The following is a 26,818-nucleotide window of genomic DNA, read 5'->3' on the forward strand; positions in this document are numbered from 1 at the left end:
GTAAGTTCTCATGTAACCGTAAAGCGGCGTATGCATAAAAGAACTGAACCGAGAAAGAGTATTGCGTATCGGCAGGCAGGAACCGTGGCAGCGGTTGCGGCAGTGCTGGCGCTCGGTCCTGTGTGCGCCCAAAATGCCTTTGCATTCAAGCTCTTCGGCATCAAGCTTTGGGGCGAAGACGAAACGGCGGACCAGGTGTCCGATCCCGTCCGCTATACGGTCGATTTCCAGGCCGACAATCTCGACAAGGATCTGAAGGAAGCGTTGAACGACAGCTCGATGCTGATTTCCGACAAGGACAAGCCGGTCTCCGGCGACCTCGGCGTCGTCGTGAAGGCGCGTGACGACCGCGACCGCCTGATCGCAACGCTTTATGAGAAGGCCCGTTACGGCGGCGTGGTCACCATCACCGTCAACGGCACGCCTCTCGATGCCTTGCCGCCGACGCCGACGTTCAGCCGCGCCAAGCCTGTTGCGGTCACGATCAGCGTCGATCCCGGCCCGATCTTCAAGCTCGGAAAGATCAACCTGCTCGGCGACGCCACCAGGCTGGACCCGGCCAATTATGGCCTCGTGCGCGGCGGCGATGCCGGCTCGCTGACCATTCTGAAGGCAGGCGACAAGATGGTCGCCGACTTCAAGAACGAGGGCCATCCGCTCGCCAAGCTCGACAAGCGCGATGTCGTCGCCGACCATGCGAGCAATACGGTCGATGTTTCGTTGAAGGTCGAAAGCGGTCCCGTCGCTCCCTTCGGCAATGTCGGCGTCACCGGCCAGAAATCGGTCGATCCGGATTTCATCAAGCGCTATGCCCGCATCAACGAAGGCAAGCCCTACTCGCCCGACGAGTTGAAGAAGGCGTCGGACCGCCTGCGAAAACTCGGCGTCTTTTCCAGCGTCACCATCCGCGAGGCGGACAAGCTGGCACCGGATGGCAGCATCCCGACGACCATCGAGGTGTCGGAAGGCAAGCAGCGCTTCTTCGGTGTCGGCGCGCAATACTCCACCATCGACGGTTTCGGCCTGCAGGGCTATTGGGGACACCGCAATCTGACCGGACGCGCGGATTCGCTACGCATCGAGGGCTCTGTTTCCCGTATCGGCGAGACCACGGATGTCGGCCAGCTCGATTACACCGCCGGCATCACCTATGTCCGACCGGCAACCTTCTATCCTTCCGCGACCTTCACGGCCGGCCTCAAGATGCAAAGCCTGCATCCCGACGCCTACGACGCCAATACCGCCACGGCGAGCGGCGGCCTTGCCTATGAGATCAACGATCAGGATACCGTATCTGCCGGCGGCGAGGTATCTTATGAACAAGATACCACCGACGCCTTCGGCAAGCACAACTATCTGACGGTCGCGATCCCGCTGGAATATGTCCGGGACACGCGTGACAACAAGCTGGACCCCACGGAAGGCTTTCGCGCCTCCATCAGCGCCAAGCCGAGCTATGAGGCAATGGGCGGCACGGTTTTCAGCTCCTTCGAGGGCTCGATCACCGGTTACAAGGGCATAGGCGCCAACAACAACGTGGTCTTCGCCGGCAAGCTTGCCGCGGGCTCGCTGCTGGGAGCAAACAGCATCGAGGACATTCCCGCCACCCGGCGTTTCTATGCCGGTGGCGGCGGCTCGGTGCGCGGTTACAGCTATCAGGAAATCTCGCCCTATAACTCGCACGGTGACGAAACCGGCGGGCGCTCCTACGTGACCGCCTCCTTCGAAGCGCGGGTGAAGATCACCGATACGATCGGTGTCGTACCCTTCGTCGATATGGGCAGCGTCACCGACAGCGTCTTGCCCGACGGGTCCGACCTGCGCATTGGTGCCGGCGTGGGCTTGCGCTACGCTACGCCCTTCGGCCCGATCAGGCTCGATGTCGCCGTGCCGTTGAAGAAATATGACAATGGCACATCTTATGGCATCTATGCCGGCATCGGTCAGGCCTTCTGACAGACTGTATAGTTGTCGCGGGCCTTTCAGCACACGGTTACAAAGTTGAGGTTACTGTCGCTTTCATGAGCATATTGATTCGAATCTTCGGGAAACTGGTGCGCGGGATCGCCTATGCGGTCGTGGCAATCCTCTTGCTCGCGATTGCGGCTGTGCTCGTCATCGGCCTCGTACCCTCCGCAACCGGCTACGCCGTCGATCAGGTGGCGAAGATCGCCTCGACGCCGGATCGCACCATCGCGATCGCCACCCCATCGGGACTGTTGAACGGCAATCTGAGGGTCGGTTCGATCACTGTGTCCGACACGAAAGGCCCCTATGCCAAGGTGCAGAACCTTGCCATCGACTGGTCTCCGCTGTCTTTGCTGACCGGCACCTTCCATGCCGATCGCGTCGCAGCCGATGTCGTCGATTTCGAACGGCTGCCGGTTTCGACGGCCGCACCCGCGCCAGAAACGCAGTCGACAGGCGGCAGCGGCTTCTCCCTGCCCATTGCCGTCGATATCGGCGCCATCTCCCTGCCTGATCTTCGCATCGGACAGGCTGTCGCGGGACAGGATTTCGTTCTCGCCGCAGACGGCAGCGTCAAGGCAAACAGCAGCAGCATGGGTCTCGTGATCAACACCAGCCGCCATGACGTGCCCGATGCCAAGCTTTCCGCCGATATCGCCTTTGCTCCGGCCGACAACAAGCTGAAACTGAAAACGCAGATTTCCGAGCCGCGCGATGGCATGCTGGCCGGGCTGCTGCACCTGCCGGGCGGACCCGCCGTCAACATCGACCTGTCCGGCGACGGCCCGCTCTCCAACTGGGCCGGCAAGCTGCAGGCAGCACTCGACGGTAAGCCGACAGTCGCCATCACCGGCCACCACAGCCTCTCGGCCGACGGCCTGCATCATATCGACATCAAGGGCGGCGGCGATGTCGATTCGCTCCTGCCGCCGACCATGCGGGCGCTCTTTGCCGGCCAGACCACCATCGATCTTTCGGCGGCCTTTGACGGCAAGGGCAAGATCGATATCCAGACCGGCAACCTCGCCACCGGCAGCGCCGTGCTTGCTGCATCGGGCACGCTCGATCCCGCTGGCAACAACAGCCTCAATGCCAATCTGATCGGCACTTCCGGTCCTGTCGACTTCCGCTGGCCGATGGAAAACGGCGAGGCCCGCGCCCTGATCTCGCGGGTCGACATCGCGCTGACGGGTGCGGCGCAATCGGTAAAGATCGATGCGAAAGCTGCTCTCGACAGCGCCAGCGCCCCGCAAGGCAATATCGGACAGATCAATCTCAGCGCCCGAAGCGATGCCTTCAATCTCACCGCTATGTCCGGCCCGCTGCAGCTTCGTCTGGTCGTCGGCCAGACGGCTTTCATGAGCCCCGACCTCAATCGTCTCATCCGCGCGCCGATTGCCCTGACCGCGCCGCTTCAGCTCTCGCCCGATACGATCGGCTTCAACAATACGACATTGGAAAGCGCCAGCATCGGCGGCACCGTCAATGGCAAGTACACGCTGTCGTCAAAGGCGCTGACGGGCAATTTCAAGCTCTTTGCCCTGCCAGGCGTGTTGCCCGACGGCGTATCCAACAAGTTCGAAGGCACGATTTCGCTGGAAGGCCAGGTCGCCGGCACGGTACCGACCAAGATGACGCTCTCCAATCTTGCGGTGAAATCCAATGTCGCCGAGATCAACGGCAATGTCGCGCTCAGCGACCAATCGCTGACATCGGATCTATCCGGCAAGGTGCTCGACCTTTCCAAGCTCGTCCCGAATGCGCAGGGACAGGCCGATATCGGGCTCAAGGCCAAGGGTCCGCTCTCTGCGCTCGATATCGACGCGACCGTCAAGGCCGTCAATGTCAAACTGGCGGGACGGCTGCTCGATACGCTCGATATCGGCGTGACCGGTACCGCCGACCCCAAAGCTCCGCAGGCAAAGGTTCAGGCAAGCGGCGCAATCGACGGCAAGCCGATCCGCATCACTGCCGACGCGATTTCCAAGGATGGCCGCACCAGCATCCCGTCGCTGGCAGCCGAAATCGGCACCAACAAGCTGCGGGGCAAGCTGGATCTGTCGCCGAGCTTCGAGCCGACCGGTGCACTGACCTTCGATCTGCCAGATCTCAGTCTGCTCGCCGCCCTTGCCGGGCAGAAGGCCGAAGGCGACCTCAAGGGCTCGCTCGATATCACCAGCGCCAACGGCAAGACCGGCCTGAAGGTCAACGCCAACGGCAATGGCATCCGCCGCGACGATCTCGTCATCAGCAAGCCGGCCGTGGCGCTTGCCGTCGACGATCTCAAGGCCTTCTCCGCCAATGGCAGCATCCGCGCCGATACGATTGCCTCAGGCGCCAACCGCATCGCCGATCTCAATCTGACCTTCACTCAGCAGGGCGGCCGCACGGATTTCGATCTGAAATCGACCTATGACAACGCGCCGTTGACGACACGCGGCAATGTCGAGACCGCTGGTGGTCAGACGACGGTGAACCTCGATTCGCTTGCCGGAGCGCCACGTACCATTCCGGTGAAGCTCGCATCGCCGACGAAAATCGTCATCAAGGACGGCATGGCCTCGCTGAACGGCCTGACCCTTCAGACCGGTGGCGGTTCGGTGATTGTAGATGGCACAGCCGGGCAGGCCTTGAACATCAATGCGAAGATTGCCAATCTGCCGGCGAGCCTGGCCAATGTCTTTGCGCCGACGCTTGCGGCGGAGGGAGTGATTTCGGGCACGGTGGCGGTTACCGGCAAGGCCGCCTCGCCAGCCGTCATCTTCCAGACCAACTGGTCGGGAGCGGCGACGAGCCAGACGAAATCCGCCGGCCTCGCCGCACTCGGCATCAAGGCGGACGGCAAATTCGTCGACAATGTCGTGACCATCAATACCAACCTGACCGGCCAAAGCGGCCTGGCGCTGAATGGCGGTGGCACTATCGCCATTGCTGGCAACAAGGCGATGGCGCTGAGGTTTTCCGGTAATCTGCCGTTCGACGCCTTGGCAGGCCAGCTGGCCGCCCAGGGTCTCGTCATGACAGGCACCGCCAGGATCGACATGCAGATCGGCGGCACGACGGCGGCACCCGCCATATCAGGCTCGATCACCACCGACAGCGCCAAGCTGGTCGATGTCAGGCGAAACCTGACACTCAACGGCCTTGCCGTGACCGTTACGCTCGACGGCAGGCAGGCGGTCATCTCCCGGCTGAGCGGCAACCTCACCAGCGGCGGCAGCATTTCCGGCAGCGGTACGGTCGGCATTGCTCCGGATAGCGGTTTCCCTGCCGATATCCAGATGAAGTTCAACAACGCGACCTATGTCGACGGGACCCTCGTCACCGCGACGGTCAACGGCACGCTCGGCCTCAAGGGACCGCTGATGACCGCGCCGATGCTGACGGGCAATCTTAGGATCAGCAAGGCGTCCATTACCGTGCCGCAAAAGCTGCCGGCATCGCTGTCGGAGATCAACATCAAGCACAAGAATGCCCCGGCTGCGGTCAAGGCCCAGTTCAAGGATCAGAAGCCGGAGGCGCCGCGTAGCAAATCGACGACCCTCGGCATCGATCTGCAGCTCGATGCCCCCTCGCAGATCTTCGTTCGTGGCCGCGGCATCGATGCCGAACTCGGCGGCAACATCACGGTGCGCGGCACGGCAGCCGAACCTGTGGTATCCGGCGGCTTCACCATGCGGCGCGGGCGCCTGACCATCTTGAGCCGCCGGCTGGATTTCACCGATACCAGCAAGATCACCTTCGGCGGCGACCTGACCCCGGCGCTCAACATGGAAGCGACGTCGACGGCAGGCTCCACCACCATAACGGTCGATGTCACCGGCCTGGCGACCGACCCACAGATCGGCTTCTCGTCTTCTCCGGCTTTGCCGCAGGACGAGGTTTTGGCGCAGCTGATCTTCGGTCAATCCATGTCGAAACTTTCCGCCATGCAGATCGCCCAGCTCGCCGATGCCGCCAGCCAGCTTGCCGGCGGACGCTCCACGTCGCTGTTCGAGGGGTTGCGCAGCCATCTCGGCGTTGACGATCTCGATATCTCAACGGATGCGAACGGCCAGGCACAGGTAGGCGCCGGCAAGTATATCAACAAGCGCACCTATATCGAGTTGCAGCAGGGCGCCTCAAACAATACCAAGGCCATCATCAATTTCAATGTAGGTCGCGGCGTGAAGCTGCGCGGCGCGGCGGGATCTGACGGCGCCGGGGAAGCGGGCGTCGTCTACGAGCATGAATATTGAGGAACGCCTCTCCCGCGAGAACAGACTATCGTCGAGCACCTCGCCGCGGATGAAATAGAGATGTGCGCCTCGTTGCGCAGCGCGAGCTCGCATGAAGATTGTCCGCTGGCTTATCATTCTGCGCAATTGGATTGATCAATCTGTCGAAAGCCAGTTGATTCTGGACAATTTTCCATCTTTTTGCTGTCATCCAGACAATTGATAATGCAAGCCAACATAATGCGGATCGGTCGGCTCTTCATGGCCTCGATCTGATCCATGCCGTTGTTTTTACCCCGTTCCGGAAAGCCGCTGCTGGCTTTTCCGGGATCGCTCTAACCCTCGGAGCAATGCCGATGAATACGCAATCCACTCCCGTTACTCTGATCGGCGTTCCCCTGGAAGAAGGATCCGGTCGCCGCGGCGCCGGCATGGGTCCGACGGCGCTCCGCATCGCCGGCATCGAAACCACGCTGACCGAACTTGGCCATCGCGTCACGGATAGCGGCGACCTGCATCCTGTTCCAGCAGCCGACCTGCCCGACCATCCCCACGCTCACAATCTGAAGATCGTCGGCGCGTTCACGCGTGCACTGGAAGCAAAGGTCTATGATGTCGCATCGTCCGGTGGCTTCCCGCTAATCCTGGGTGGCGACCACAGCCTCTCCATGGGCAGCGTCTCCGGCATGGCCCGCCACGCGGCGGAAGTTGGTCGCCCCCTCTTCGTGCTCTGGCTTGACGCTCACTCCGATTTCAATTCCCCCGCTACCTCGCCCTCAGGCAATATTCACGGCATGCCCGTTGCATTCTTCTGCGGTGAAGCCGAGATCGAGGGCGTTCTGCCGGCCGGCCGGTCGCTGGTCGATCCGACGAAGGTCTTCCAGGTCGGTATCCGCTCCGTCGATCCGCGTGAACGTGAGGAAATCCGCGAACACGGCGTCAACGTCTTCGACATGCGCTCCCTCGACGAGCAAGGCGTCGCCGCCATCATGCGCAAGGTGCTCGATACCGTCGGCGAGGCCAACGGCCTGCTGCATGTCAGCTTCGATGTCGATTTCCTCGATCCGGATATCGCACCGGGTGTCGGAACCACCGTGCCGGGCGGCGCCACCTATCGCGAAGCGCATCTCATCATGGAAATGCTCTCCGACAGCAATCTTGTCTCGTCCCTCGATCTCGTCGAGCTCAACCCCTTCCTCGACGATCGCGGCAAGAGCGCCCGTGTTCTTGTGGAAATGGCGGCAAGCCTCTTCGGCCGGCGCATCTTCGACCGCCCCACACGAGCGGCTTAAAGGGGCTCCATTCCTTTCGGGGGTTACCCCTTCCGACATCATACCGCGTAAGACTATCCAGTCGAAACTGCTTGTATAGATTTAGGTTTAAGCAATGTTCTTGCTCTATCGTGCCAATAACACGTCGGATTCGGCGTGACGGTTCAATGGGAAGAACGTTCATGGCCACGATCAATTCCACCAGCTTCAGCGGCGAAACTCTGGAGATCATTGCCTTCCGGTTGCATGATCAGGAATTCTGCGTCAAAACCACCACGATCCGCGAAATTCGCGGCTGGGCGCCATCGACACCGATCCCGCATGCGCCGGCCGATGTCATCGGCGTCATGAACCTGCGCGGCTCGGTGATCCCGATCATCGACCTCGCCTACAAGCTCGGCATGCAGAGCACGGTCGCCAATGAGCGCAGTGCCATCGTCGTCGCCGAAGTGCACAACATGGTCATCGGCATGCTGGTCGACCGCGTCTCCGATATCCTGACGATCGCTTCCAACCAGGTACAGCCGGTTCCGGAAGTGACCGCCTCCTTCGATCGCGCCTATTGCGAAGGCATCATCGCCACGGAGAACGGAATGATCTGCTTCCTGAACCTCGCCAAGATGTTCAAGGAAAACGAAACAGACGAGCTCGCTGCTTAACTTTGCAGTATAGTCTTTCCAAAGAACCGCCGCTCTCTGCGGCGGTTTTTTATTTCCTCATAATTTTAGCTAATTATTTTTTATTTAAATTGTAATTTCTAATAAGCTAATTTTTACTCAAAATTAAATGAGAAAACTCCATCATCGATTGTGAAGCGAGGAAAGAAAATACAATCTCTACATTCCGGCCATTCCGTGCGGCACGCCTCTCAGAGGCGTCTCGGCGAGCACAGTCGTCCGCTTCGATGTCATTCAATCGACGCTCGGCAGGTGCGAGCTTTCTAGGAGGGAATAGGAATGTTCAGTCTATCATCGGATGCCAGCCGCATTCTGTCCGCCATGTCCAAATCGCAGGCCATCATCGAGTTCGATCTCGAGGGTAAGGTTCTGACGGCAAACGAGAATTTCTGCCGCGCACTGGGTTATGAGCTGAAGGAAATCGTCGGCAACCATCACCGGATGTTCTGTGATCCCGCCTATATCGCAACCCCGGCCTATCATGATTTCTGGGCGCGCCTTGGCAGTGGCGAATATGATGCCGGCACCTACCAGCGGCTCGGCAAGGGCAATCGCGAAATCTGGATACAGGCCTCCTACAACCCTGTCTTCCGCAATGGTAAGCCGGTCAAGGTCGTAAAATTCGCCGTCGATGTCACGGACGCCAAGAAGAAGGCGATCGATGACGCGGGCAAGCTCGCGGCGCTCTCGCGCTCACAGGCCGTCATCGAATTCCTGCCGAACGGCGAAATCCTGACCGCGAACGAGAATTTCTGCAGCGCCATGGGCTATGCGCCCAGCGAGATCGTCGGCAAGCATCACAGCATTTTCTGCGACCCTGCCTATGCCCGCACCGAGGAATACAAGCGCTTCTGGCAGCGCCTGGCGCAGGGCGAGTTCATCGCCAACGAATTCGTCCGCTATGGCAAGGGCGGCAAGGAGATCTGGATCCAGGCGGCCTATAACCCCATCGTCGACGCCGACGGTAGGGTTTACAAGGTCGTGAAATTCGCGACGGATGTCACCTCGCGCATGAGCGCCATCAGCGAGCTTGCCGGCGCACTCCGCAGCCTGTCGGAAGGCGACCTGACGAAGACGCTGGAGCGGTCCTTCGTCCCCTCCATGGAGCAGCTTCGCCACGATTTCAACGCGACGATCGAGAGGCTTTCCGGGACGCTGACCACCGTCGGCCACAATGCCAGCGCCATTGCCGCCGGCTCGCGCGAGCTTGGCGATTCAGCCGAAGCCTTCTCAAGGCGCACCGAGCAGCAGGCCGCCTCGGTGGAAGAGACGGCCGCAGCCCTCGAAGAGATCACCACCACGGTCGCCGATTCCAGCCAGCGTGCGGAAGAAGCAGGGCGCCTCGTTGCCGAAACCAAACGCGGCGCCGAAGACTCCGGCACGGTAGTCCGCAACGCCGTCGCCGCCATGGATCAGATCGAGAAATCCTCGCGCGAGATCACCAACATCATCGGCGTCATCGACGATATCGCTTTCCAGACCAACCTGCTCGCGCTGAATGCCGGTGTCGAGGCCGCACGTGCCGGCGAGGCAGGCAAGGGTTTTGCCGTCGTGGCGCAGGAGGTGCGGGAACTGGCACAACGCTCGGCCAGCGCCGCCAAGGAGATCAAGGCGCTGATCACGACATCGAGCGAGCACGTCAGGAACGGTGTCGGCCTGGTCGGCCAGACGGGCAAGGCGCTGGAACAGATCGTCACCCAGGTTGCCGATATCAACACCAACGTCGCCGCCATCGTAAAGGCGTCGAAGGAACAGACGATCGGCCTTCGGGAAATCAATTCGGCGATCAATTCGCTGGATCAGACCACCCAGCAGAATGCTGCGATGGTCGAAGAGAGCACCGCCGCAAGCCTCAGGCTCGCCAATGAGGCGGACGCGCTGCATACGCTGCTTGCGCAATTCCGTCTGGCCGACTCGATGATCCGCCATATGGTCGTCCGCCGCGCCGCCTGATCGTAAAGCCCTGCTGAAAATCAAGAAGCCGCCCCGAAACTTCGGAGCGGCTTTTCGTCATTCGGAGGATCGTTTAGCCGAACAATGCGTAGGTGCTTTTGATCGTCACCCAGACACCCCAGAGGAGCGGAACGCCGACAAGCGCCCAGGCAATCAGCGCCTTGCCATCAAACCCACCCGTGCCGATGCCGAAAGAGCCGGTAGGCCCAGCATTGGCGGCAGCGGTCTTCGCCTGTAGCGCGGCGACCTCCTCGTCCGACATGAACCATTTGTCCGAGAGCGGCTTGACCAGCGAATTGGCAATCAAGCCCAGAGCCAGCATGACCGCAAGAATATACATGGTGAAGGTGTAGAGCTGAGCGCCTTCGACGCCCGCTGCCTTCTGGGCCTCACGGATGTAATTGACCACGACAGGCCCGATGATCCCGGCCGTCGCCCATGCTGTCAGCAGCCGACCATGGATGGCGCCAACGAACTGCGTACCGAAGATGTCGGCGAGATAGGCCGGAACGGTGGCGAAACCGCCGCCATACATCGACAGGATGATGCAGAGCGCGCCGACGAACAGCACCTTGCTATGGATCCCGGCCGCCCAGGGAGCCAGGACATAGAGCGCGATGCCGATCACGAAGAAACAATAATAGGTGTTCTTGCGGCCGATCCTGTCGGAGAGCGACGCCCAGAAGAAGCGCCCCCCGATGTTGAAGAGTGACAGCAGACCGGCAAAGCCGGCAGCGATGGCCGCCACTGCCGCGATCTGGTCCTTGCTGAGATCGGCGAATTTCAGATCAGGCAGGCCGATCAAGGCGCCACCGAAGATTTCCTGCAGCATCGGGGAGGCCATGCCGATAACGCCGATACCGGCCGAGACGTTGAGGCACAATACTGCCCAGATCAGCCAGAACTGCGGGGTTTTGTGGGCATTGCGAAGATGCACATGCTTTGTCGTGATCATCGAGCTTTTGGCAGCGGGTGCCGTCCAGCCGTCAGGACGCCAGCCGGCCGGTGGCAGACGATAGCCGAAGGCACCGCCCATCATGAAAACGAAATAGATCGCTGCCATGACGATGAAGGTTTGCCAGACACCGGCGGAGCCATCCATGCGAAAGTGGTTCATCAGCAGGCTCGCAAGCGGCGCGCCGATCATCGCGCCTCCGCCGAAGCCCATGATGGCCATGCCGGTTGCCATGCCGCGCCGGTCGGGAAACCATTTGATCAGCGTCGACACCGGCGAGATATAGCCGAGACCAAGCCCGATACCGCCGATGACGCCGGCGCCGATCCACATGATCCAGAGCTGATGGAAGATCACGCCGATCGCCGCAATCAGGATACCGCCGCACCAGCAGCAGGCAGCGACCACGCCGGCCTTGCGCGGCCCCGCTTTCTCGAGCCACCCGCCCCATATGGCCGCGGAAGAGCCGAGCAACACGAAGAAGAGCGTATAGATCCAGCCGAGATCGCTGACGCGCCAATCGCAGCTTGTCGTGAACAGGGCAGTCAGAAGATTGAGGCTGGCGCATTCTGCAGGAGCTGGAGCCGGGGTGCCGAGCGCCTTGGAGAGCGGCAGCCAGAACACGCTGAAGCCATAGGCCATGCCGATGCAGAGATGGATCGCCAATGCCGCAGGCGGCACAAGCCACCGGTTGAAGCCCGGCCTGGCAATGATGCGCTCACGATCGAGCAGGCCCGCCGTCGCCGTTCCTCGGGAAATATTCGTATCCGCAGCCGTCATGAACAACTCCTCCTCACTGCAAAAATCTAGACCGCCTCCCTGAATGGGAACCGCTTTGCGGGAGGAGGCTCCTCTCTCCATCCCGATACATCGTCAGTACTGGTTATTAAGCCGACTTAACTTCCTCGGCCGGCGCGGGCCTGTGGATCAGCGAGGCTGCTTCCAGCACCAAAGGACTGAGCCCGCTGTCTCCTTGATCGATGATCGTGAAAAGCTGGCGCCGCATGCGCGGCTCCCAGAACTTGTTGATGTGGGTGGCAACACCCTGCGCGGCTTCATTTGCCGGCTGCGTCTTGAAGAAGGTGGCGATCTGGTTCGCCATATAGATGAGCTTGGTTTCGGTCTTGCCGTGCGGTGTTTCCTCAGGCGACATCGGCGATGCTCCCCGTGATAATGCGATGCGGATGGGTGAAAATCTCGAAATCGTCGCCGCGCACCAGCGCCACCAGCGTCATGCCGGCCTCCTCGGCCGTGCGAATGGCGAGCGCCGTCGGCGCGGAGATGGCAACCAGCACGGAACTGCCCAATATCGCCGCCTTCTGCACCATCTCGACGGACAGGCGGCTGGTGACGGCCACTACCCCTTCCGCGCCCTTATGGCCGGAACGGATCACGGCACCGCAGAGCTTGTCGAGCGCATTGTGCCGGCCGACATCCTCGCGCACGGCAAGCAAGCCCTCGGAGGGAATATAGAAGCCCGCACCATGCACAGCATGCGTCTCGCGATGCAGCGGCTGCGCATCGTTGAGCAGCGCGACCGCGCGGACGATATCCTTTTGCGTCAGCTCTAAAGCAACGTTCGAGACATCCGGTACCTTGCGCACCGCCTGCTCGATCGATTCGATGCCGCAGAGCCCGCAGCCGACCGGGCCTGCCATATGGCGGCGGCGCAGCCGCAGCGCGTCGGCCACATCGTCGACCAGAGCGATCTGCACATCGATCCCCTGCTCGTCTTCGATCGGTTCGATCGCAGCGATCTCACTTATATCGGTGATGATGCCCTCGGCAAGGCTGAAGCCGATGGCGAAATCCTCGATATCGGCGGGCGTGCCCATCATCACCGCATGCGAGGTGCCGCCATAGGAAAATGCGATCGGCACTTCCTCAGGGACGACGCGAGAGCCCGAGCGGACCAGGCCGTTGCGGCGGGCGGTTTCGGGGACGGTGATGGTGGGCGTGAATTTGGTCATTGGACGATGGGGCGCGGAATACCCCCCTCTGTCACTTTGTGACATCTCCCCCACAAGGGGGGAGATTGGTAAAGCGCAGGAGCCTCTTGCCTCAAGCGAGCATCCAGTCTGCTGAAATCGCTGCCTGTTGTCTTGCTGATGACAAGCGACAAACTCCCAACAATCTCCCCCCTTGTGGGGGAGATGTCGCGAAAGCGACAGAGGGGGGTATATTTCCCCACGCTCCGGTTCACTCCGCAGCCTCCATCTTCCCGGCAATGCGCCGTGACTGCCGGGCCTGCTCATCATACTCGACCTGCCACTGCGACGGGCCGTTTGACGGCGAGACCTGCACGGCCGTCACCTTGTATTCCGGGCAGTTCGTCGCCCAGTCGGTGTAGTCAGTGGTGATGACGTTCGCCTGCGTATCCGGATGATGGAAGGTCGTGTAGACGACGCCGGGGGCCACGCGGTCGGTAATCAATGCCCGAAGCGTCGTGTCGCCGGAGCGGCTGCTGAGCCGGATCCAGTCGCCCTCGCGGATGCCGCGCTGCTCTGCATCATGCGGATGGATTTCAAGCCGATCCTCTGCATGCCAGACGACATTCTCCGTGCGCCGCGTCTGCGCCCCGACATTGTACTGGCTGAGAATGCGTCCGGTGGTCAGCAACAGCGGGAAGCGCGGGCCTGTGCGTTCGTCGGTCGGGACATATTCCGTGCGGATGAACTTGCCCTTGCCGCGCACGAAGCCATCGACATGCATGATCGGCGAACCGAGCGGTGTCTTCTCGTTGCAGGGCCACTGCACGGAGCCCATCTTCTCCAGATAGTCGTAGGAGACGAGCGCAAAGCTCGGCGTCGTCGCTGCGATCTCGTCCATGATTTCGGAGGGATGCGCGTAGTTCCAGCCGAGACCCATGGCCTGCGCCATCTTCTGCGTCACTTCCCAGTCGGCATAGCCGTTGCGCGGGGTCATGACCTTGCGCACGCGATTGATGCGGCGCTCGGCATTGGTGAAGGTGCCGTCCTTTTCCAGGAAGGTCGAACCGGGCAGGAAGACATGCGCGTAATTGGCCGTCTCGTTCAGAAAGAGGTCATGGACGACGACGCATTCCATCGCGGCAAGGCCGGCGGCGACATGCTTGGTATCCGGATCGGACTGGAGAATATCCTCACCCTGAATGTAGATGCCCTTGAACGTGCCCTCGACGGCGGCATCCAACATGTTCGGAATGCGCAGGCCGGGCTCGTTGTTGAGCTTCACGCCCCAGAGCTTTTCGAAGATATCGCGCGTCGCATCGTCGGAGATGTGGCGATAGCCCGGCAGTTCATGCGGGAAGGAGCCCATATCGCAGGAGCCCTGCACATTGTTCTGCCCACGCAGCGGGTTCACGCCGACGCCCGGACGGCCGATATTGCCCGTCACCATGGCGAGGTTGGCGATCGCCATGACTGTGGTCGAGCCCTGGCTGTGCTCGGTAACGCCGAGGCCGTAATAGATCGCGCCGTTGCCGCCCTTCGCAAAGAGGCGAGCGGCACCCCGCACGAGTTCCGCGGAAACCCCGGTGTATTTTTCCGTTTCCTCCGGGCTATGCTGCGGCTCGGAAACGAAAGCGGCCCAGTCCTCGAATTCAGACCAGTCGCAGCGCTCGCGGATGAATTTCTCGTCGAACAGACCCTCCGTCACGATCACATGCGCCAGTGCCGTCATCATGGCGACGTTGGTGCCCGGCTTCAGTGGTAGATGATAGCTCGCCTCGACATGCGGCGTGCGAACCAGATCGATGCGGCGCGGATCGATGACGATGAGCTTCGCGCCCTGGCGCAGCCGCTTCTTCAGACGAGAGCCAAAGACCGGGTGGCCGTCCGTTGGGTTGGCGCCGATGACGATGACGACATCGGAATGCTCGACGCTGTCGAAATTCTGCGTGCCGGCCGAGGTACCGAAGGCCTGGCCGAGGCCATAGCCTGTGGGAGAATGGCAGACGCGGGCGCAGGTATCGACATTGTTGTTGCCGAAGCCCGCGCGCACCAACTTCTGCACCAGATAGGTTTCCTCATTGGTGCAGCGCGAGGAGGTGATGCCGCCGATGGAATCGCGGCCATACTGATATTGCAGCCGCTTGAACTCGGTGGCGATATGGGCAAAAGCCTCGTCCCAGGTCACCTCGCGCCAGGGATCGGTCACCTTCTCGCGCACCATCGGGTTGAGGATACGGTCCTTATGGGTCGAATAGCCATAGGCGAAGCGGCCCTTGACGCAGGAATGGCCGCGATTGGCCTGGCCGTCCTTCCAGGGCACCATGCGCACCAGTTCTTCACCGCGCATCTCCGCCTTGAAAGAGCAGCCGACGCCGCAATAGGCGCAGGTGGTGACGACCGAATGTTCGGGCTGGCCGATCGAGATCACGGACTTTTCGGTCAGTGTCGCGGTCGGGCAGGCCTGCACGCAGGCGCCACAGGAGACGCATTCCGAGTCGATGAAATGTTCATGCATGCCGGGCGAAACGCGCGAGCCGAAGCCGCGGCCCTCGATCGTCAGCGCGAACGTGCCCTGCACTTCCTCGCAAGCGCGCACGCAGCGCGAGCAGACGATGCACTTGGAGGGATCATAGGTGAAGTACGGATTGGACTCGTCCTTCGGCATCCATTTCAGATTGATGTCGCCGTTGTTGCGCGCCTTGACGTGATTGTCGCCCTCATAGCCGTAGCGCACATCGCGCAGACCGACGGCGCCGGCCATATCCTGCAGCTCGCAATCGCCATTTGCGGCGCAGGTCAGACAGTCGAGCGGATGGTCGGAAATATAGAGTTCCATCACGCCGCGGCGGATATCCTTCAGTCGGCCCGTCTGCGTGTGAACGACGAGGTCGGGGGCAACCGGCGTCGTGCATGAGGCCGGCGTGCCGTTGCGGCCCTCGATCTCGACGAGACAGAGGCGGCAGGAGCCAAAGGCATCGACCATGTCGGTGGCGCAGAGCTTCGGCACCTGAATGCCTGCCTCCATCGAGGCACGCATGATCGACGTGCCCTCGGGCACCGTGATCTGGCGGCCGTCGATGGTCAGCGTCACCATGGTTTCGGAGGTGGAGGCCGGCGTGCCGTAATCGATTTCGGGAACGAGGGACATGGATCTTACTCCGCCGCTTCAATCAAGGGAGCCGGAGAAAAATCCTCCGGGAAATGGGTCATGGCGCTCATCACGGGATAGGGCGTGAAGCCGCCGAGCGCGCAGAGCGAGCCGAACTTCATGGTGTTGCAGAGGTCGGCGAGCAGAACCCTGTTCTTCTCGGGCTCGATCCCTTGCGCGATCTTGTCGGCCGTCTCAACGCCGCGTGTCGAGCCGATGCGGCAGGGCGTGCACTTGCCGCAGCTTTCGACCGCACAGAATTCCATCGCGAAACGCGCCTGCTTCAGCATGTCGGCGGTATCGTCGAAAACGACGATGCCGGCATGGCCGATCAGGCCGTCCTTGGCTGCAAAGGCTTCGTAGTCGAACGGCGTATCGAACAGAGCGCGCGGGAAATAGGCGCCCAGCGGTCCGCCCACCTGCACCGCCTTGACCGGCCGCCCTGTCGCCGTGCCACCGCCGATCCTGTCGACGATATCGCCGAGCGAAAGGCCGAAAGCCGTCTCATAGAGGCCGCCATGCTTGACGTTGCCGGCGATCTGCAGCGGGATCGTGCCGCGCGACCGGCCCATGCCGAAATCGCGGTAGAAGGCAGCACCCTTGTCCATGATGACGGGGACCGAGGCGAGCGAGATCACGTTGTTGATGACGGTCGGACAGTTGAAGAGGCCCTTATGCGCCGGCAGCGGCGGCTTGGCGCGCACGATGCCGCGCTTGCCTTCGAGGCTGTTCAGCAGCGCCGTCTCCTCGCCGCAGACATAAGCGCCCGCACCGGTGCGGATTTCCATGTCAAAGGCTTTGTCGGAACCGAGCACCGAAGCGCCGAGAATACCGGCTTTACGGGCGATTTCGACAGCTTCCGTCATGGCCGCGATAGCGTGCGGATATTCCGAGCGCGTATAGACGAAGCCCTTGGTCGCACCGGTCGCCAGCCCCGCGATCGCCATGCCCTCGATCAGCACGAAGGGATCGCCCTCCATGATCATCCGGTCGGCGAAAGTGCCGCTATCGCCCTCGTCGGCGTTGCAGACGATGTATTTGCGTGTCCCCGGCGCATCCAGCACCGTCTTCCATTTGATGCCGGTCGGGAAGCCTGCACCGCCACGACCGCGCAGGCCGGAATCGGTGACGTCCTTGACGATATCGCCAGTCGCCATGTCGATGGCGCGGCGCAGGCCCTTGAGGCCGCCATGGGCTTCATAATCCTGCAGCGAAAGCGGGTCGGTAATGCCGCAACGGGCAAAGGTCAGGCGGGTCTGTTCTTTCAGGAATGGGAGGCTTTCGACCTCCCCAAGACAGAGCGGATGCGCGCCGCCTTCGGCGAGCCCGGCATCGAAGAGTGCGGGAATATCCTTAGCCTTCACCGGCCCATACCCGATGCGCTTACCGCCAATCTCGACTTCGACCAGAGGCTCAAGCCAGAACATGCCGCGCGAGCCGTTGCGCACGATGCGCGCATCGAGCCCGCGTTTGGCGATTTCCTGCGCGACCGATTTCGCCACTTTCTCCGCACCGAGCGAAAGGGCGGCGGCATCGCGGGGGATATAGATGGTCAGCGTCATTGGCGCGCCTCCTTCACGAGGTCGTCCGCGCTCTCATCATCGAGGCGGCCATGGAATTCGCCGTCGAGCATCGCAGCCGGAGCGCAGGCGCAAAGCCCGAGACAGTAGACCGGCTCCAACGTCACGCTGCCATCGAGCGTGGTCTGATGGAAATCGATGCCCAGGAGCCGCTTGATACGCTCGGCAAGCGCATCGCCTCCCATCGACTGACAGGCCTCGGCACGACAGAGCTTCAGAACATGCCGGCCGACGGGATGATCGCGATAGTCATGATAGAAAGTCATCACGCCATGCACTTCAGCGCGCGAGAGGTTCAACGCCTTGGCGATCAGCGGCAGCGCATCCTGCGGCACATAGCCGAACTCTTCCTGAATCCCGTGCAGGATCGGCAAAAGCGGCCCTTCCATCGATTTCATGTTGTCGATGATGGTGCCGGCCCGGGTTGCGACATCGTCCGCAGCCTGATTCAAACTCATTAGCAGCCTCCCGCGCATAGCTCCGAAGATCGAAGGCGAATCTTCGGAAAAGGCCTATGCGGCATTTCCTCCTGGCGCGCGATCGACACGCCATGCCGTTAAGGTCGCAGGGAGACGGCGGGGGATCAATAAGGCAGTCTCGTTGCTCGATAGAAAATTTCTATCGATTCTCGTCCTCTTCCGCGAGCAATCTTGCCTCGTGCAACAAGGCAGAGACGAGGGGCGTGAAGGGTTCGCGGTGGGTGGCGACCAGGCCGACAAGATGCTCGGCGTCAGGCTCCGTGATCGGGATCTTATGAATATCCGCCGGGAAACCGAAGGAATCGGCAATATTCTTCGGCATAATGCTCGCCCAGCGACCGGTCTGCACATGCGAAAACAGCACGATCATCGAATTGGATTCCAGCGTCGGCCTGGCGGTCGCGCCCGCCTCGGCAAGATGCCGATTGATGATGCGCCGGTTCTGCATGTCAGCAGTCAATAGACAAAGCCGAAGATCGCCGACTTCCTTCCAGGTCACCGTCTCGCGCTCGGAAAACGGGCTGCCCGCCGCGGTGATGAGGTGATAGCGCTCGGCATAGAGCGGCACGCTGGTGACACGGCCGAGCGGCTCGTTTTCCAGATAGGTAATGCCGGCATCGATCTCGAGATTTTCCAGCAGGCTCAGAACCTGCAGCGAATTACGCGATAAAATGGAGAAGGTAACGTCGGGATGTCTTTCCTGGAAAGGCGTGGTGATTTTCTGCACCATGGCAAGCGCCGTCGGAATGGCGGCAATGCGGATATGGCCGGCAAGGCCCTTGCGCGCAGCCCGCATCTCCTCACGCATGGTGCGGCTGTCGCCGACGATACGGCGCGCCCATTCCAGCACGCGCTGCCCCTCGGGCGTCAGACCCTGAAACCGCGAACCACGGCTGACAAGCATCACGCCGAGCTGGTCCTCCAGCTGACGTATCGCCGCCGACAATGTCGGCTGCGTCACACCGCATTCCTCGGCCGCACGGCCGAAATGCTTCTGATTCGCCAGCGCGATGAAGAATTCCAGCTTGTCGATCATCCCGCTCTCCCGAAGTGAAAGGGTTAGACCGACGGCCCGGTGAACGCAACATGCAAGGCTGCTTCGGACCTCAACATTCGCGCTGACAGAATGCCTTCTGCAGCGAATCGACCACGGCGCAGATTTCCGACCGCGCGACGGCATAATGGATGAGCCGCCCTTCGCGGCGCGTATCGACGAGCTTATCGAGGCGAAGGCGCGCCAGATGCTGCGAGACGACAGCCTGCGGCAGGTCAAGAAGAGCCTCGAGCTCCATCACCGTTTTCTCGTTCTTGGCCAACATGAAGAGAATCGCCAGGCGCGTCTCATGCGATAGTGCTTTCAGCAGGGCGCTCGACTTTCGCGCCCTGTCAGTCATTTCCTCAACATCACGTTCCGCTGCACCGCCCTGCGGTAGAGACGACGACATATCACAGCCTCTAATAAGAATCCCCCAGGGAACGTTTATAATATTATCAAATCAGAAGCTGATTCAAAAAAGACGCGGAAAACCAAAAAAGGTCCGTTTTATCAGCAGATAAGCTGCCCGCCGTTGATTTCGATGACCTGCCCGGTGATGTAGCCGGAAAGCAGCGGGGCTGCGAGAAAGAGATAGGCCGGCGCGCAATCTTCGGGGGTCCCCAGGCGCTGAAGCGGGATCGATTTGCGCGCCTGCTCCAGCTTCTCTCTCGATGAATAACGCTCATGAAAATCGGTCGCTATCGTGCCGGGGGAGACGCAATTCACCCGGATGCCGTCAGGCGCGAGCTCGCGCGCCAACGCTTTCGAGTAGGTCGCGACAAAGGCCTTCGAAGCGGAATAAATCGCCGATCCTGGGCTGCCGCCGGTCAGCGCCGAAATTGAAACAGTGTTGACGATCGCGGCCTGCCCGGCTGCCCGCAGCAGCGGCAACAGCCCTCTGGTCACTTCCATGACGGAAGTCTGATTGAGATGAACGATCTGCTCGTATTGTTCGTCGGTCAGTTCGCCGGCAGGAAATCGCCCGACCATGGTGCCGGCATTGTTGACCAGCACGTCGATGCGGTCGAAGCGCTCCCCGGCAGCGCTGACGAAATCGCGCGTGCCATTGCCGGCGGCGAAATCACCGGCAATCAGGAAGGCGCGACGGTCGGCCTCTGCCTCCATCAGAAAATCAGGCAATTGGCGCCCGGCATCACGGCCAACATGAACAAGCACATGGGCGCCGCAATCCAGAAACTGCCGCGCGACCTCCAGCCCGATGCCGCGGCCGGCGCCGGTGACCACGACATTGCGATTTTCGAATAGCTTCGGATGAAACACAAGATCCTCCCCAATCGCACAATTCGCGCGTCGGTAATTGCGGAATTTTCACTTTACCATATGATGATGAAAAAACGAAAGAAAGGGAGCGGAAGCCATGTTCCTATCCGGACGTCAGACCGAGATTCTCGAGATCGCCAAGGCGGAAGGGCGAGTCCTGGTCGAGGAGCTGGCGTTGCGCTTTTCGGTCACGCCGCAAACCATACGCAAGGACCTGAACGATCTCTGCGACGGCCGCGTTCTATCGCGCGTGCATGGCGGCGCGATCTTTCCCGGCGGAACCGAGAACGTGAAATATGAGGCGCGCCGGTCTATTGCCGCACCCGAAAAGCAGGCGATCGGCCGTGCCGCAGCAAGCCTGATCCCTAACAATAGCTCGCTTTTCATCAATATCGGCACGACCACGGAAGCCGTCGGCGAAGCGCTTCTTGGCCATCACGAATTGATGGTCATTACCAATAATATCAACGTTGCCAACAAGTTGCGCATTTTCCCCTCCATCGAGGTCGTCATTTCCGGCGGTGTCGTGCGCGGCTCGGATGGCGGCATCGTCGGCGAGGCCGCCGTCGATTTCATCAAGCAGTTCAAGGTGGATTATGCCGTCATCGGCGCCTCGGCGATCGATCCCGACGGCGCGCTCCTGGATTTCGACTTTCGCGAAGTGAAAGTCGCGCAGGCCATCATCGCCAATGCCAGGCACGTCATACTTGTTGCCGACAGCACCAAGTTCGAACGAACCGCTCCGGTTCGCATCGGCCATCTGTCGCAAGTCCACACCTTCGTCACCGACGAATGCAGTATCGAATCCGTACGCTCCATCGCGGCGGAACATGACGTCCATCTCGTTGAAACCGCTCGCAGATCGGCCTGACCGGCGCATTTTCCGTCAAGAAACGTTCGTTTGACATTCGTATCTGTTTCGCTTTAGATGGATTAGTTTCGATTTTCCATCTTCAGGGGATGGCTGACCTTTGCGGAGGGGCGGGTGAGCGAGCAGGTCTACGACATTTTCGTTATCGGCGGCGGCATCAATGGCTGCGGCATCGCCCGCGACGCCACCGGACGCGGCTACAAGGTCGCGCTTGCCGAGATGAACGACTTCGCCTCCGGAACGTCGTCAGGCGCCACAAAGCTCATTCATGGCGGCCTGCGCTACCTCGAACATTACGAATTCCGTCTCGTGCGCGAATCGCTGATGGAGCGCGAAGTGCTCTGGGCCATGGCGCCGCACATCATCTGGCCGATGCGTTTCGTCCTGCCTTACCATAAGGGCGGCATCCGTCCGGCTTGGCTGATCCGCCTCGGCCTTTTCCTCTACGATCACCTCGGCGGACGAAAGCTGCTGCCCCCGACCGCGACGCTGGACATGAAGAAGGATCCTGCGGGCAAGCCGCTGAAGGCGCTCTTCACCAAGGCTTTCGAATATTCCGACGGCTGGGTCGACGATGCCCGCATGGTCGTATTGAATGCCCGCGATGCGGCCGACCGCGGTGCGACGATCATGCCGCGTACGAAGGTGGTCTCCGCCGGGCGCGAAGGCGCGGTCTGGGCGATCGAAACGGAAAATACGATCAGCGGCGAGAAGCGTCAGTTTCGCGCCCGCATGCTGGTCAATGCAGCAGGTCCCTGGGTCGATCAGGTCCTGTCCGGTACGTTCGGCAAGAACCAGGTGCACAATGTCCGTCTCGTTCAGGGCAGCCATATCGTCGTGCGCAAGAAGTTCGACGATCCCCGCGCCTATTTCTTCCAGAACCCGGACAACCGCATCATCTTCGCCATTCCCTACGAGCAGGATTTCACGCTGATCGGCACCACGGATCGCGACTACAAGGACGACCCGAAGGATGTGAAGATCACCGAGGGGGAAACCACCTATCTCTGCAATGCCGCCAGCGAATATTTCAAGGAGCCTGTCCGGCCCGAAGATATCGTCTGGACCTATTCGGCCGTGCGCCCGCTCTACGACGATGGCGCATCGAAAGCGCAGGAAGCCACGCGCGACTACGTTCTCAAGGTCGAGGGAGAAGAAGGCCAGGCGCCGCTGCTCAACGTCTTCGGCGGCAAGCTTACCACCTATCGCCGCCTTGGCGAACATGCGCTGGAAAAGATCGGCGAAGCCATCGGCCTCAAGGGTAAACCCTGGACTGCCGGCAGTTCGCTGCCCGGCGGCGATTTTCCAGTTCGCGGCTATGAGGCCGAAGTCACCAAGCTCAAGTCCCGCTATCCCTTCCTTGCCGACCCGCATGCCCGCCGGCTCATCCGCCGCTACGGCACGCGCGCTGCCATGATCCTGGGCAGCGCCAAGACGATCGCCGATCTCGGCCGGTGTTTCGGAAGCGATCTCTATGAGGCGGAAGTACGATATCTGATCGAACAGGAATGGGCCTATAGCGCAACAGATATCCTATGGCGCCGTTCCAAGAAGGGCCTCTACCTCTCGAAGGAAGAAGCCGCAGCTCTCGACAGCTATATGGCAGAGAGCCACGTCCACGCCTAGAGCGGTTCAGTTTTTCCCGGAATCTCTGCGCCGCTCTATTTCTTTATTGTCTCGCAATTCCGGACGGAAAAGCCGCTGCGCACTTTTCCTGGAATTGCTCTAAGCGGCCAATTCACTCTCCGGGATCGAGCAACCGCGGGCCTGCGCCTTCCTCGGAAAGCTGATCCCAGGGATTGCGCAAGGGACAGCTATCGAGCGAAAGGCAGCCGCAGCCGATACAGCTGTCCAGCTGATCGCGAAGTCCCTGCAGACGCTTGATGCGGGCGTCGAGATCGTCCTTCCATAGCTCCGAAAGCGCCTTCCAGTCGGATGCCGTCGGCGTGCGACCCTGCGGCAGCGATTGAAGAGCTGCCTGAACCTCGGCAAGCGGAATACCGACGCGTTGGGCCACCTTGATGATGGAAACTCGCCGCAGCACTTCGCGAGGATAGCGCCGCTGGTTGCCGCGGCTGCGATGGCTCTCGATCAGGCCTTTCGCTTCATAGAAATGCAGCGCCGATACAGCCACGCCGCTACGTGCGGCCACCTCGCCGACCGTCAGCAGCTTCGGAAATTGAGCCGGATCGATTTTTCCCATTTTCGCTATTGACCTCAACTTTACTTCAGGTTTTATAACCCTGGCTCCGAACCGCGTAAAGCAGGAGCAAGACATGACAGAAAGAACCCGGCTGGCGATCATCTACGGCAGCACGCGTCCGGGTCGGCTATGCGACCGGGTGGTCAACTGGGTCGCCCGCGAATTGGCGCATTATCCGCTTATAGACATCGATCTGATCGATCCTCTCGAATTCGATCTGCCTTTCGCGCACAACCGCGAGCATCCCGGCGTCGCAGCCCTATCGGAGCGGCTTTCGGATGCCGATGCCTTCATTATCGTCACGCCCGAATACAATCACAGCTTCACCGCCTCGCTGAAATTCGTGCTCGATCTCGTCTATGAGCCCTGGCATGGCAAACCCGTCGCCTTCGTCTCCTATGGCGGCATCTCCGGCGGCTTGCGCGCCGTGGAACAGTTGCGGCTCGTCTTTGCCGAGCTGCATACGGTCACCGTGCGCGATACGGTAAGCTTCGCCAATCCCTGGGGCAGATTTGCCGAGGATGGCACGCTCGAAAACCCGTTCGATGCCAGAAAATCGCTTGTTCTCATGATTGCGCGGCTGACGTGGTGGAGCAACGCCCTGAAACCGGCCCGCGTCACGCGCCCCTACCGCTCCGTTGCCGCCTGATCCCTATCCCAACACAGGAATCCGATCTCTCGTTTCTGGCAGGTGCGGGAGATCGGTCCGACGCCCGGGCCCGGCACCAATGGGTCCGGGCGTCTTGTCTCCAAGGATCATGCTTGCCGAAACCGCCGCAATGACCTAACGCAATGGAGGGAGATCTCGGGCGGATACGGGAATGGAGAACGGGAAGCGGCTGGGAGGAGCGGATTTCATGCGCGCCGTCGCATGTCTGATGGTGCTTGTCCACCATCTCGTGCTCCGAATGAATTTCTACAAGATCCCGCCAGCCCTGGATGTAACCTTCATATTGGCGCGCTTTGGCAATCACGGCGTCTCGGTCTTCTTCGTCCTCAGCGGCTTTCTACTTGCACGCCCCTTCTGGCTGGCGCTGGATGGAGCGCGCCCCATACCTTCGCTGAAGATCTATGCCATGCGCCGTGCCGCACGCATCCTGCCGGGCTTCTGGTTTGCCCTGACGGTCGGCTTCCTGATCAGCTTCACGATCTATGGCTTTCCGTTGGACGCGGAACTGGTCGGCCGCTACATCTCCGGTTTCTTCCTGATGAGCCAATGGCATTGGCGCACCTTTTTCCCGGTGCAAGGCGATGGGCCTTTATGGTCGATCCCCTTCGAGACGACCTGCTATGTTCTCATGCCGATCGGTTTCCTGCTGCTGTTTCATTCAAAACTCAGATCGCGCTCCATACTCGCCAGCCGCCTGCTCTGGATCGGCATCATCGCGCTATCCTTGATTGGCCATTGGCTTGTCGTCACCTATCTTCCGACGGACACCGCCGGACAAGGATGGCGATATGGCTTCCAGGGCGGCGCCAAGGAATGGATGCCGCGCTACAATCCCATCGGCTTCTTCGCCATATTTGCGATCGGCGTGCTGGCCGCCGGCATACAGACCATCCTCCCGCCTCGACGCTCGGTGATCTACGACGTCATCGGCGCGCTCGCGATCGTCATGGGCGCGTGGCAACTGCCACAGTCGATCGGCGGCGCGGCGGAGGGCTATGCGTGGCTCGGCATTCCCTATCAATTCCCGCTGCTGCCCCTCGCGGTCGCGATCGCGCTTTGCACGCTTCCGCAATCGCTGCTGCTGGCAAAGCTGCTCGACAATCCCGCGAGCCGCTATGTCGCCATCGTCTCCTTCGGCGTCTACATCTGGCAGGATATCGTGCTGACCTTGATGCCGCAGCTCTTCCCATCGTCCTTCGGCGCTGGCTCGGACGACGTACTCGGTGGCTGGATAATCTCAAGCCTCATTGCAACCGCCATCATCTTCGCCATCGGCACGTTGAGCTATGTGCTGCTCGAACGGCCTGTCATTCAGTGGGCGCGGACGCGCGAGAACAGGATAACACAGCCTCTCATCGCCTGACATAGGCCCATCGCATGTGAGGCACATCAGCGCCGCGATCCCCTTCTCCCCTCGGGGAGAAGGAACTTACAGTGCTTAAATACGTGTCGCCTTCAGCCGCTCCTCGTCGAGAACGATGCCGAGCCCCGGTGCAACGCCCAGACCCAGCCAGCCGGCATCGTGCTTGAGCGGCGACGCCATCGGATAGTCGCGGCGGGCTTCGCTCCATTCCGGATTGTCGTAGGGATATTCGAGCCAGGCGGCATCGGCGACGCCGGCGGTCAGATGCGCATTGGCCAGCACCCCGATGCCGTTCGTCCAGGAATGCGGCGTGAACTGCACGCCTGCCTCGCGCGCCTGATAGGCGAGCCGCCGGCAGCCGGTGATGCCACCGACCAGCGCGACATCAGGCTGGATGACATCGAAGGCACGCTCTTCGATGATATCGCGGAATTCGTAGAGTTCGCGTGTCATCTCGCCGCCGACGATCCGCACCGACGTTGCCTGCTTCAATTCCTTCATGCCCTTGCGATCCGAACGGTGAAGCGGCTCTTCCATCCAATAGACGCCGAGCCGCTCCAGCTCCCTGGCGACGGCAAGCGCATCCTTGAAGGTCCAGGGCAAGGTCGTATCCCAGGGCATGCGCCAGCCCTGGTTACAGTCGACCATCAGCTCCAGCCGGTCACCGACGCGAGCGCGGATCGCTTCGAGCGCCTTGACGTCCTCGCGCCAGCCGCCGCGGCCGCCGGAAGACGAGGAGAAGCGTACCTTCATGGCCGGAAAGCCTTCATCGATGTAGCGTTCGGCTTGATCGGCCATGGCTGAAGGTTCGCGCAGCACGCCGGAGGATGCATAGAGGCGCACGCGGCTGGCGCGGCCGCCGAGCATCCGCCAGACCGGCTCGCCGGTAATCTTGCCGGAAAGATCCCACAGCGCCAGGTCCATCGGCCAGCAGCGGCCGTAGTGGAAATTGATGTGCGACAGAACTTCATAATGCCGTTCGACATGCCGGGGATCCTGTCCGATAAACAGATCCTCATGCCCCTCGAAACCCTTCATCAGGTCGCCGGAGCCGATACCTTCGCGCCCCTCATCATCTCGGACGCGCACGATGGTCGCATCGAAATGCCGACGCGGGCGCCCATCCCAGCTCGCTTTGAACGCCGGATCGAGCGGCAGACGGTGATGGGTGATCTCGATGGAAACGATCTTGCTCATGGTCGTGCCTCCCCGCAA

Annotated in this window: 20 protein-coding genes; 9 read left to right on the forward strand and 11 right to left on the reverse strand. The window is 61.0% G+C overall.

The genetic code is table 11. The annotated features are described in order from the left end of the window. Window positions 1–30 precede the first annotated feature (30 nt). The 5 genes from RTCIAT899_RS16465 (at window position 31) to RTCIAT899_RS16485 (ending at window position 10,086) form a co-directional block, all read left to right on the forward strand. Window positions 31–1,956: an autotransporter assembly complex protein TamA gene (locus tag RTCIAT899_RS16465; protein ID WP_081598387.1), complete on the forward strand. Its 1,926-nt coding sequence runs from the start codon at window positions 31–33 to the stop codon at window positions 1,954–1,956. 65 nt (window positions 1,957–2,021) lie between these two features. Next, window positions 2,022–6,206, forward strand: a complete 4,185-nt coding sequence (locus tag RTCIAT899_RS16470; RefSeq protein ID WP_041677693.1) for a translocation/assembly module TamB domain-containing protein — start codon at window positions 2,022–2,024, stop codon at window positions 6,204–6,206. A gap of 335 nt (window positions 6,207–6,541) precedes the next feature. Next, complete coding sequence (rocF, locus tag RTCIAT899_RS16475; protein ID WP_015341365.1) at window positions 6,542–7,477, forward strand: arginase; 936 nt, start codon at window positions 6,542–6,544, stop codon at window positions 7,475–7,477. Between the two features lie 161 nt (window positions 7,478–7,638). Further along, entirely contained in the window at window positions 7,639–8,115 is a 477-nt protein-coding gene (locus RTCIAT899_RS16480) for a chemotaxis protein CheW (protein ID WP_015341366.1), read from the forward strand. 297 nt (window positions 8,116–8,412) lie between these two features. Continuing rightward, the gene (locus RTCIAT899_RS16485; protein WP_015341367.1) at window positions 8,413–10,086 is read left to right on the forward strand and encodes a methyl-accepting chemotaxis protein; all 1,674 of its coding nucleotides are present in this window, start codon (window positions 8,413–8,415) and stop codon (window positions 10,084–10,086) included. 73 nt (window positions 10,087–10,159) lie between these two features. Here RTCIAT899_RS16485 and RTCIAT899_RS16490 read toward each other — a convergent pair whose 3' ends face one another. The 9 genes from RTCIAT899_RS16490 to RTCIAT899_RS16530 all read right to left on the reverse strand — a co-directional run bounded on the left by RTCIAT899_RS16490 (window position 10,160) and on the right by RTCIAT899_RS16530 (window position 20,496). Then, window positions 10,160–11,821 (reverse strand): OFA family MFS transporter, encoded by a 1,662-nt coding sequence (locus tag RTCIAT899_RS16490; protein ID WP_015341368.1) that lies wholly within the window; start codon window positions 11,819–11,821, stop codon window positions 10,160–10,162. 106 nt (window positions 11,822–11,927) lie between these two features. Then, on the reverse strand, window positions 11,928–12,194 hold the full coding sequence (locus RTCIAT899_RS16495) for a formate dehydrogenase subunit delta (RefSeq protein WP_015341369.1): 267 nt from the start codon (window positions 12,192–12,194) through the stop codon (window positions 11,928–11,930). Then, window positions 12,184–13,011 carry a formate dehydrogenase accessory sulfurtransferase FdhD gene (fdhD, locus tag RTCIAT899_RS16500; RefSeq protein WP_015341370.1) on the reverse strand — a complete coding sequence of 276 codons (828 nt, stop codon included), beginning with the start codon at window positions 13,009–13,011 and terminating at the stop codon, window positions 12,184–12,186. The genes RTCIAT899_RS16495 and fdhD overlap by 11 nt, the downstream gene beginning before the upstream one ends. 229 nt (window positions 13,012–13,240) lie before the next feature. Further along, complete coding sequence (gene fdhF / locus RTCIAT899_RS16505) at window positions 13,241–16,120, reverse strand: formate dehydrogenase subunit alpha (protein WP_015341371.1); 2,880 nt, start codon at window positions 16,118–16,120, stop codon at window positions 13,241–13,243. 5 nt (window positions 16,121–16,125) lie between these two features. Then, window positions 16,126–17,682, reverse strand: a complete 1,557-nt coding sequence (locus tag RTCIAT899_RS16510) for a formate dehydrogenase beta subunit (RefSeq protein ID WP_015341372.1) — start codon at window positions 17,680–17,682, stop codon at window positions 16,126–16,128. Continuing rightward, on the reverse strand, window positions 17,679–18,158 hold the full coding sequence (locus RTCIAT899_RS16515; RefSeq protein WP_015341373.1) for a formate dehydrogenase subunit gamma: 480 nt from the start codon (window positions 18,156–18,158) through the stop codon (window positions 17,679–17,681). The genes RTCIAT899_RS16510 and RTCIAT899_RS16515 overlap by 4 nt, the downstream gene beginning before the upstream one ends. A 160-nt stretch (window positions 18,159–18,318) precedes the next feature. Then, window positions 18,319–19,215, reverse strand: a complete 897-nt coding sequence (locus tag RTCIAT899_RS16520; RefSeq protein ID WP_015341374.1) for a LysR family transcriptional regulator — start codon at window positions 19,213–19,215, stop codon at window positions 18,319–18,321. A gap of 70 nt (window positions 19,216–19,285) precedes the next feature. After that, entirely contained in the window at window positions 19,286–19,624 is a 339-nt protein-coding gene (locus RTCIAT899_RS16525; RefSeq protein ID WP_015341375.1) for an ArsR/SmtB family transcription factor, read from the reverse strand. A 101-nt stretch (window positions 19,625–19,725) separates the two neighbouring features. Then, complete coding sequence (locus tag RTCIAT899_RS16530) at window positions 19,726–20,496, reverse strand: SDR family NAD(P)-dependent oxidoreductase (protein ID WP_015341376.1); 771 nt, start codon at window positions 20,494–20,496, stop codon at window positions 19,726–19,728. 97 nt (window positions 20,497–20,593) lie between these two features. Between RTCIAT899_RS16530 and RTCIAT899_RS16535 the strand changes: the two genes are divergently transcribed. Both RTCIAT899_RS16535 and glpD read left to right on the forward strand, forming a co-directional pair. Then, entirely contained in the window at window positions 20,594–21,367 is a 774-nt protein-coding gene (locus tag RTCIAT899_RS16535; RefSeq protein ID WP_015341377.1) for a DeoR/GlpR family DNA-binding transcription regulator, read from the forward strand. A 114-nt stretch (window positions 21,368–21,481) separates the two neighbouring features. Beyond that, entirely contained in the window at window positions 21,482–22,993 is a 1,512-nt protein-coding gene (gene glpD, locus RTCIAT899_RS16540) for a glycerol-3-phosphate dehydrogenase (RefSeq protein WP_015341378.1), read from the forward strand. Between the two features lie 112 nt (window positions 22,994–23,105). Here the strand turns inward: glpD and soxR are convergent, their stop codons facing one another. Beyond that, window positions 23,106–23,570: a redox-sensitive transcriptional activator SoxR gene (gene soxR, locus RTCIAT899_RS16545; protein ID WP_015341379.1), complete on the reverse strand. Its 465-nt coding sequence runs from the start codon at window positions 23,568–23,570 to the stop codon at window positions 23,106–23,108. 73 nt (window positions 23,571–23,643) lie between these two features. Between soxR and RTCIAT899_RS16550 the strand changes: the two genes are divergently transcribed. Both RTCIAT899_RS16550 and RTCIAT899_RS16555 read left to right on the forward strand, forming a co-directional pair. Next, on the forward strand, window positions 23,644–24,219 hold the full coding sequence (locus RTCIAT899_RS16550) for an NADPH-dependent FMN reductase (protein WP_015341380.1): 576 nt from the start codon (window positions 23,644–23,646) through the stop codon (window positions 24,217–24,219). A 172-nt stretch (window positions 24,220–24,391) separates the two neighbouring features. Further along, entirely contained in the window at window positions 24,392–25,603 is a 1,212-nt protein-coding gene (locus RTCIAT899_RS16555) for an acyltransferase family protein (protein WP_015341381.1), read from the forward strand. Between the two features lie 75 nt (window positions 25,604–25,678). Here RTCIAT899_RS16555 and RTCIAT899_RS16560 read toward each other — a convergent pair whose 3' ends face one another. Then, window positions 25,679–26,800 carry a mandelate racemase/muconate lactonizing enzyme family protein gene (locus tag RTCIAT899_RS16560; RefSeq protein WP_015341382.1) on the reverse strand — a complete coding sequence of 374 codons (1,122 nt, stop codon included), beginning with the start codon at window positions 26,798–26,800 and terminating at the stop codon, window positions 25,679–25,681. Window positions 26,801–26,818 lie beyond the last annotated feature (18 nt).

This window comes from Rhizobium tropici CIAT 899, assembly GCF_000330885.1.
Lineage (GTDB): Bacteria > Pseudomonadota > Alphaproteobacteria > Rhizobiales > Rhizobiaceae > Rhizobium > Rhizobium tropici.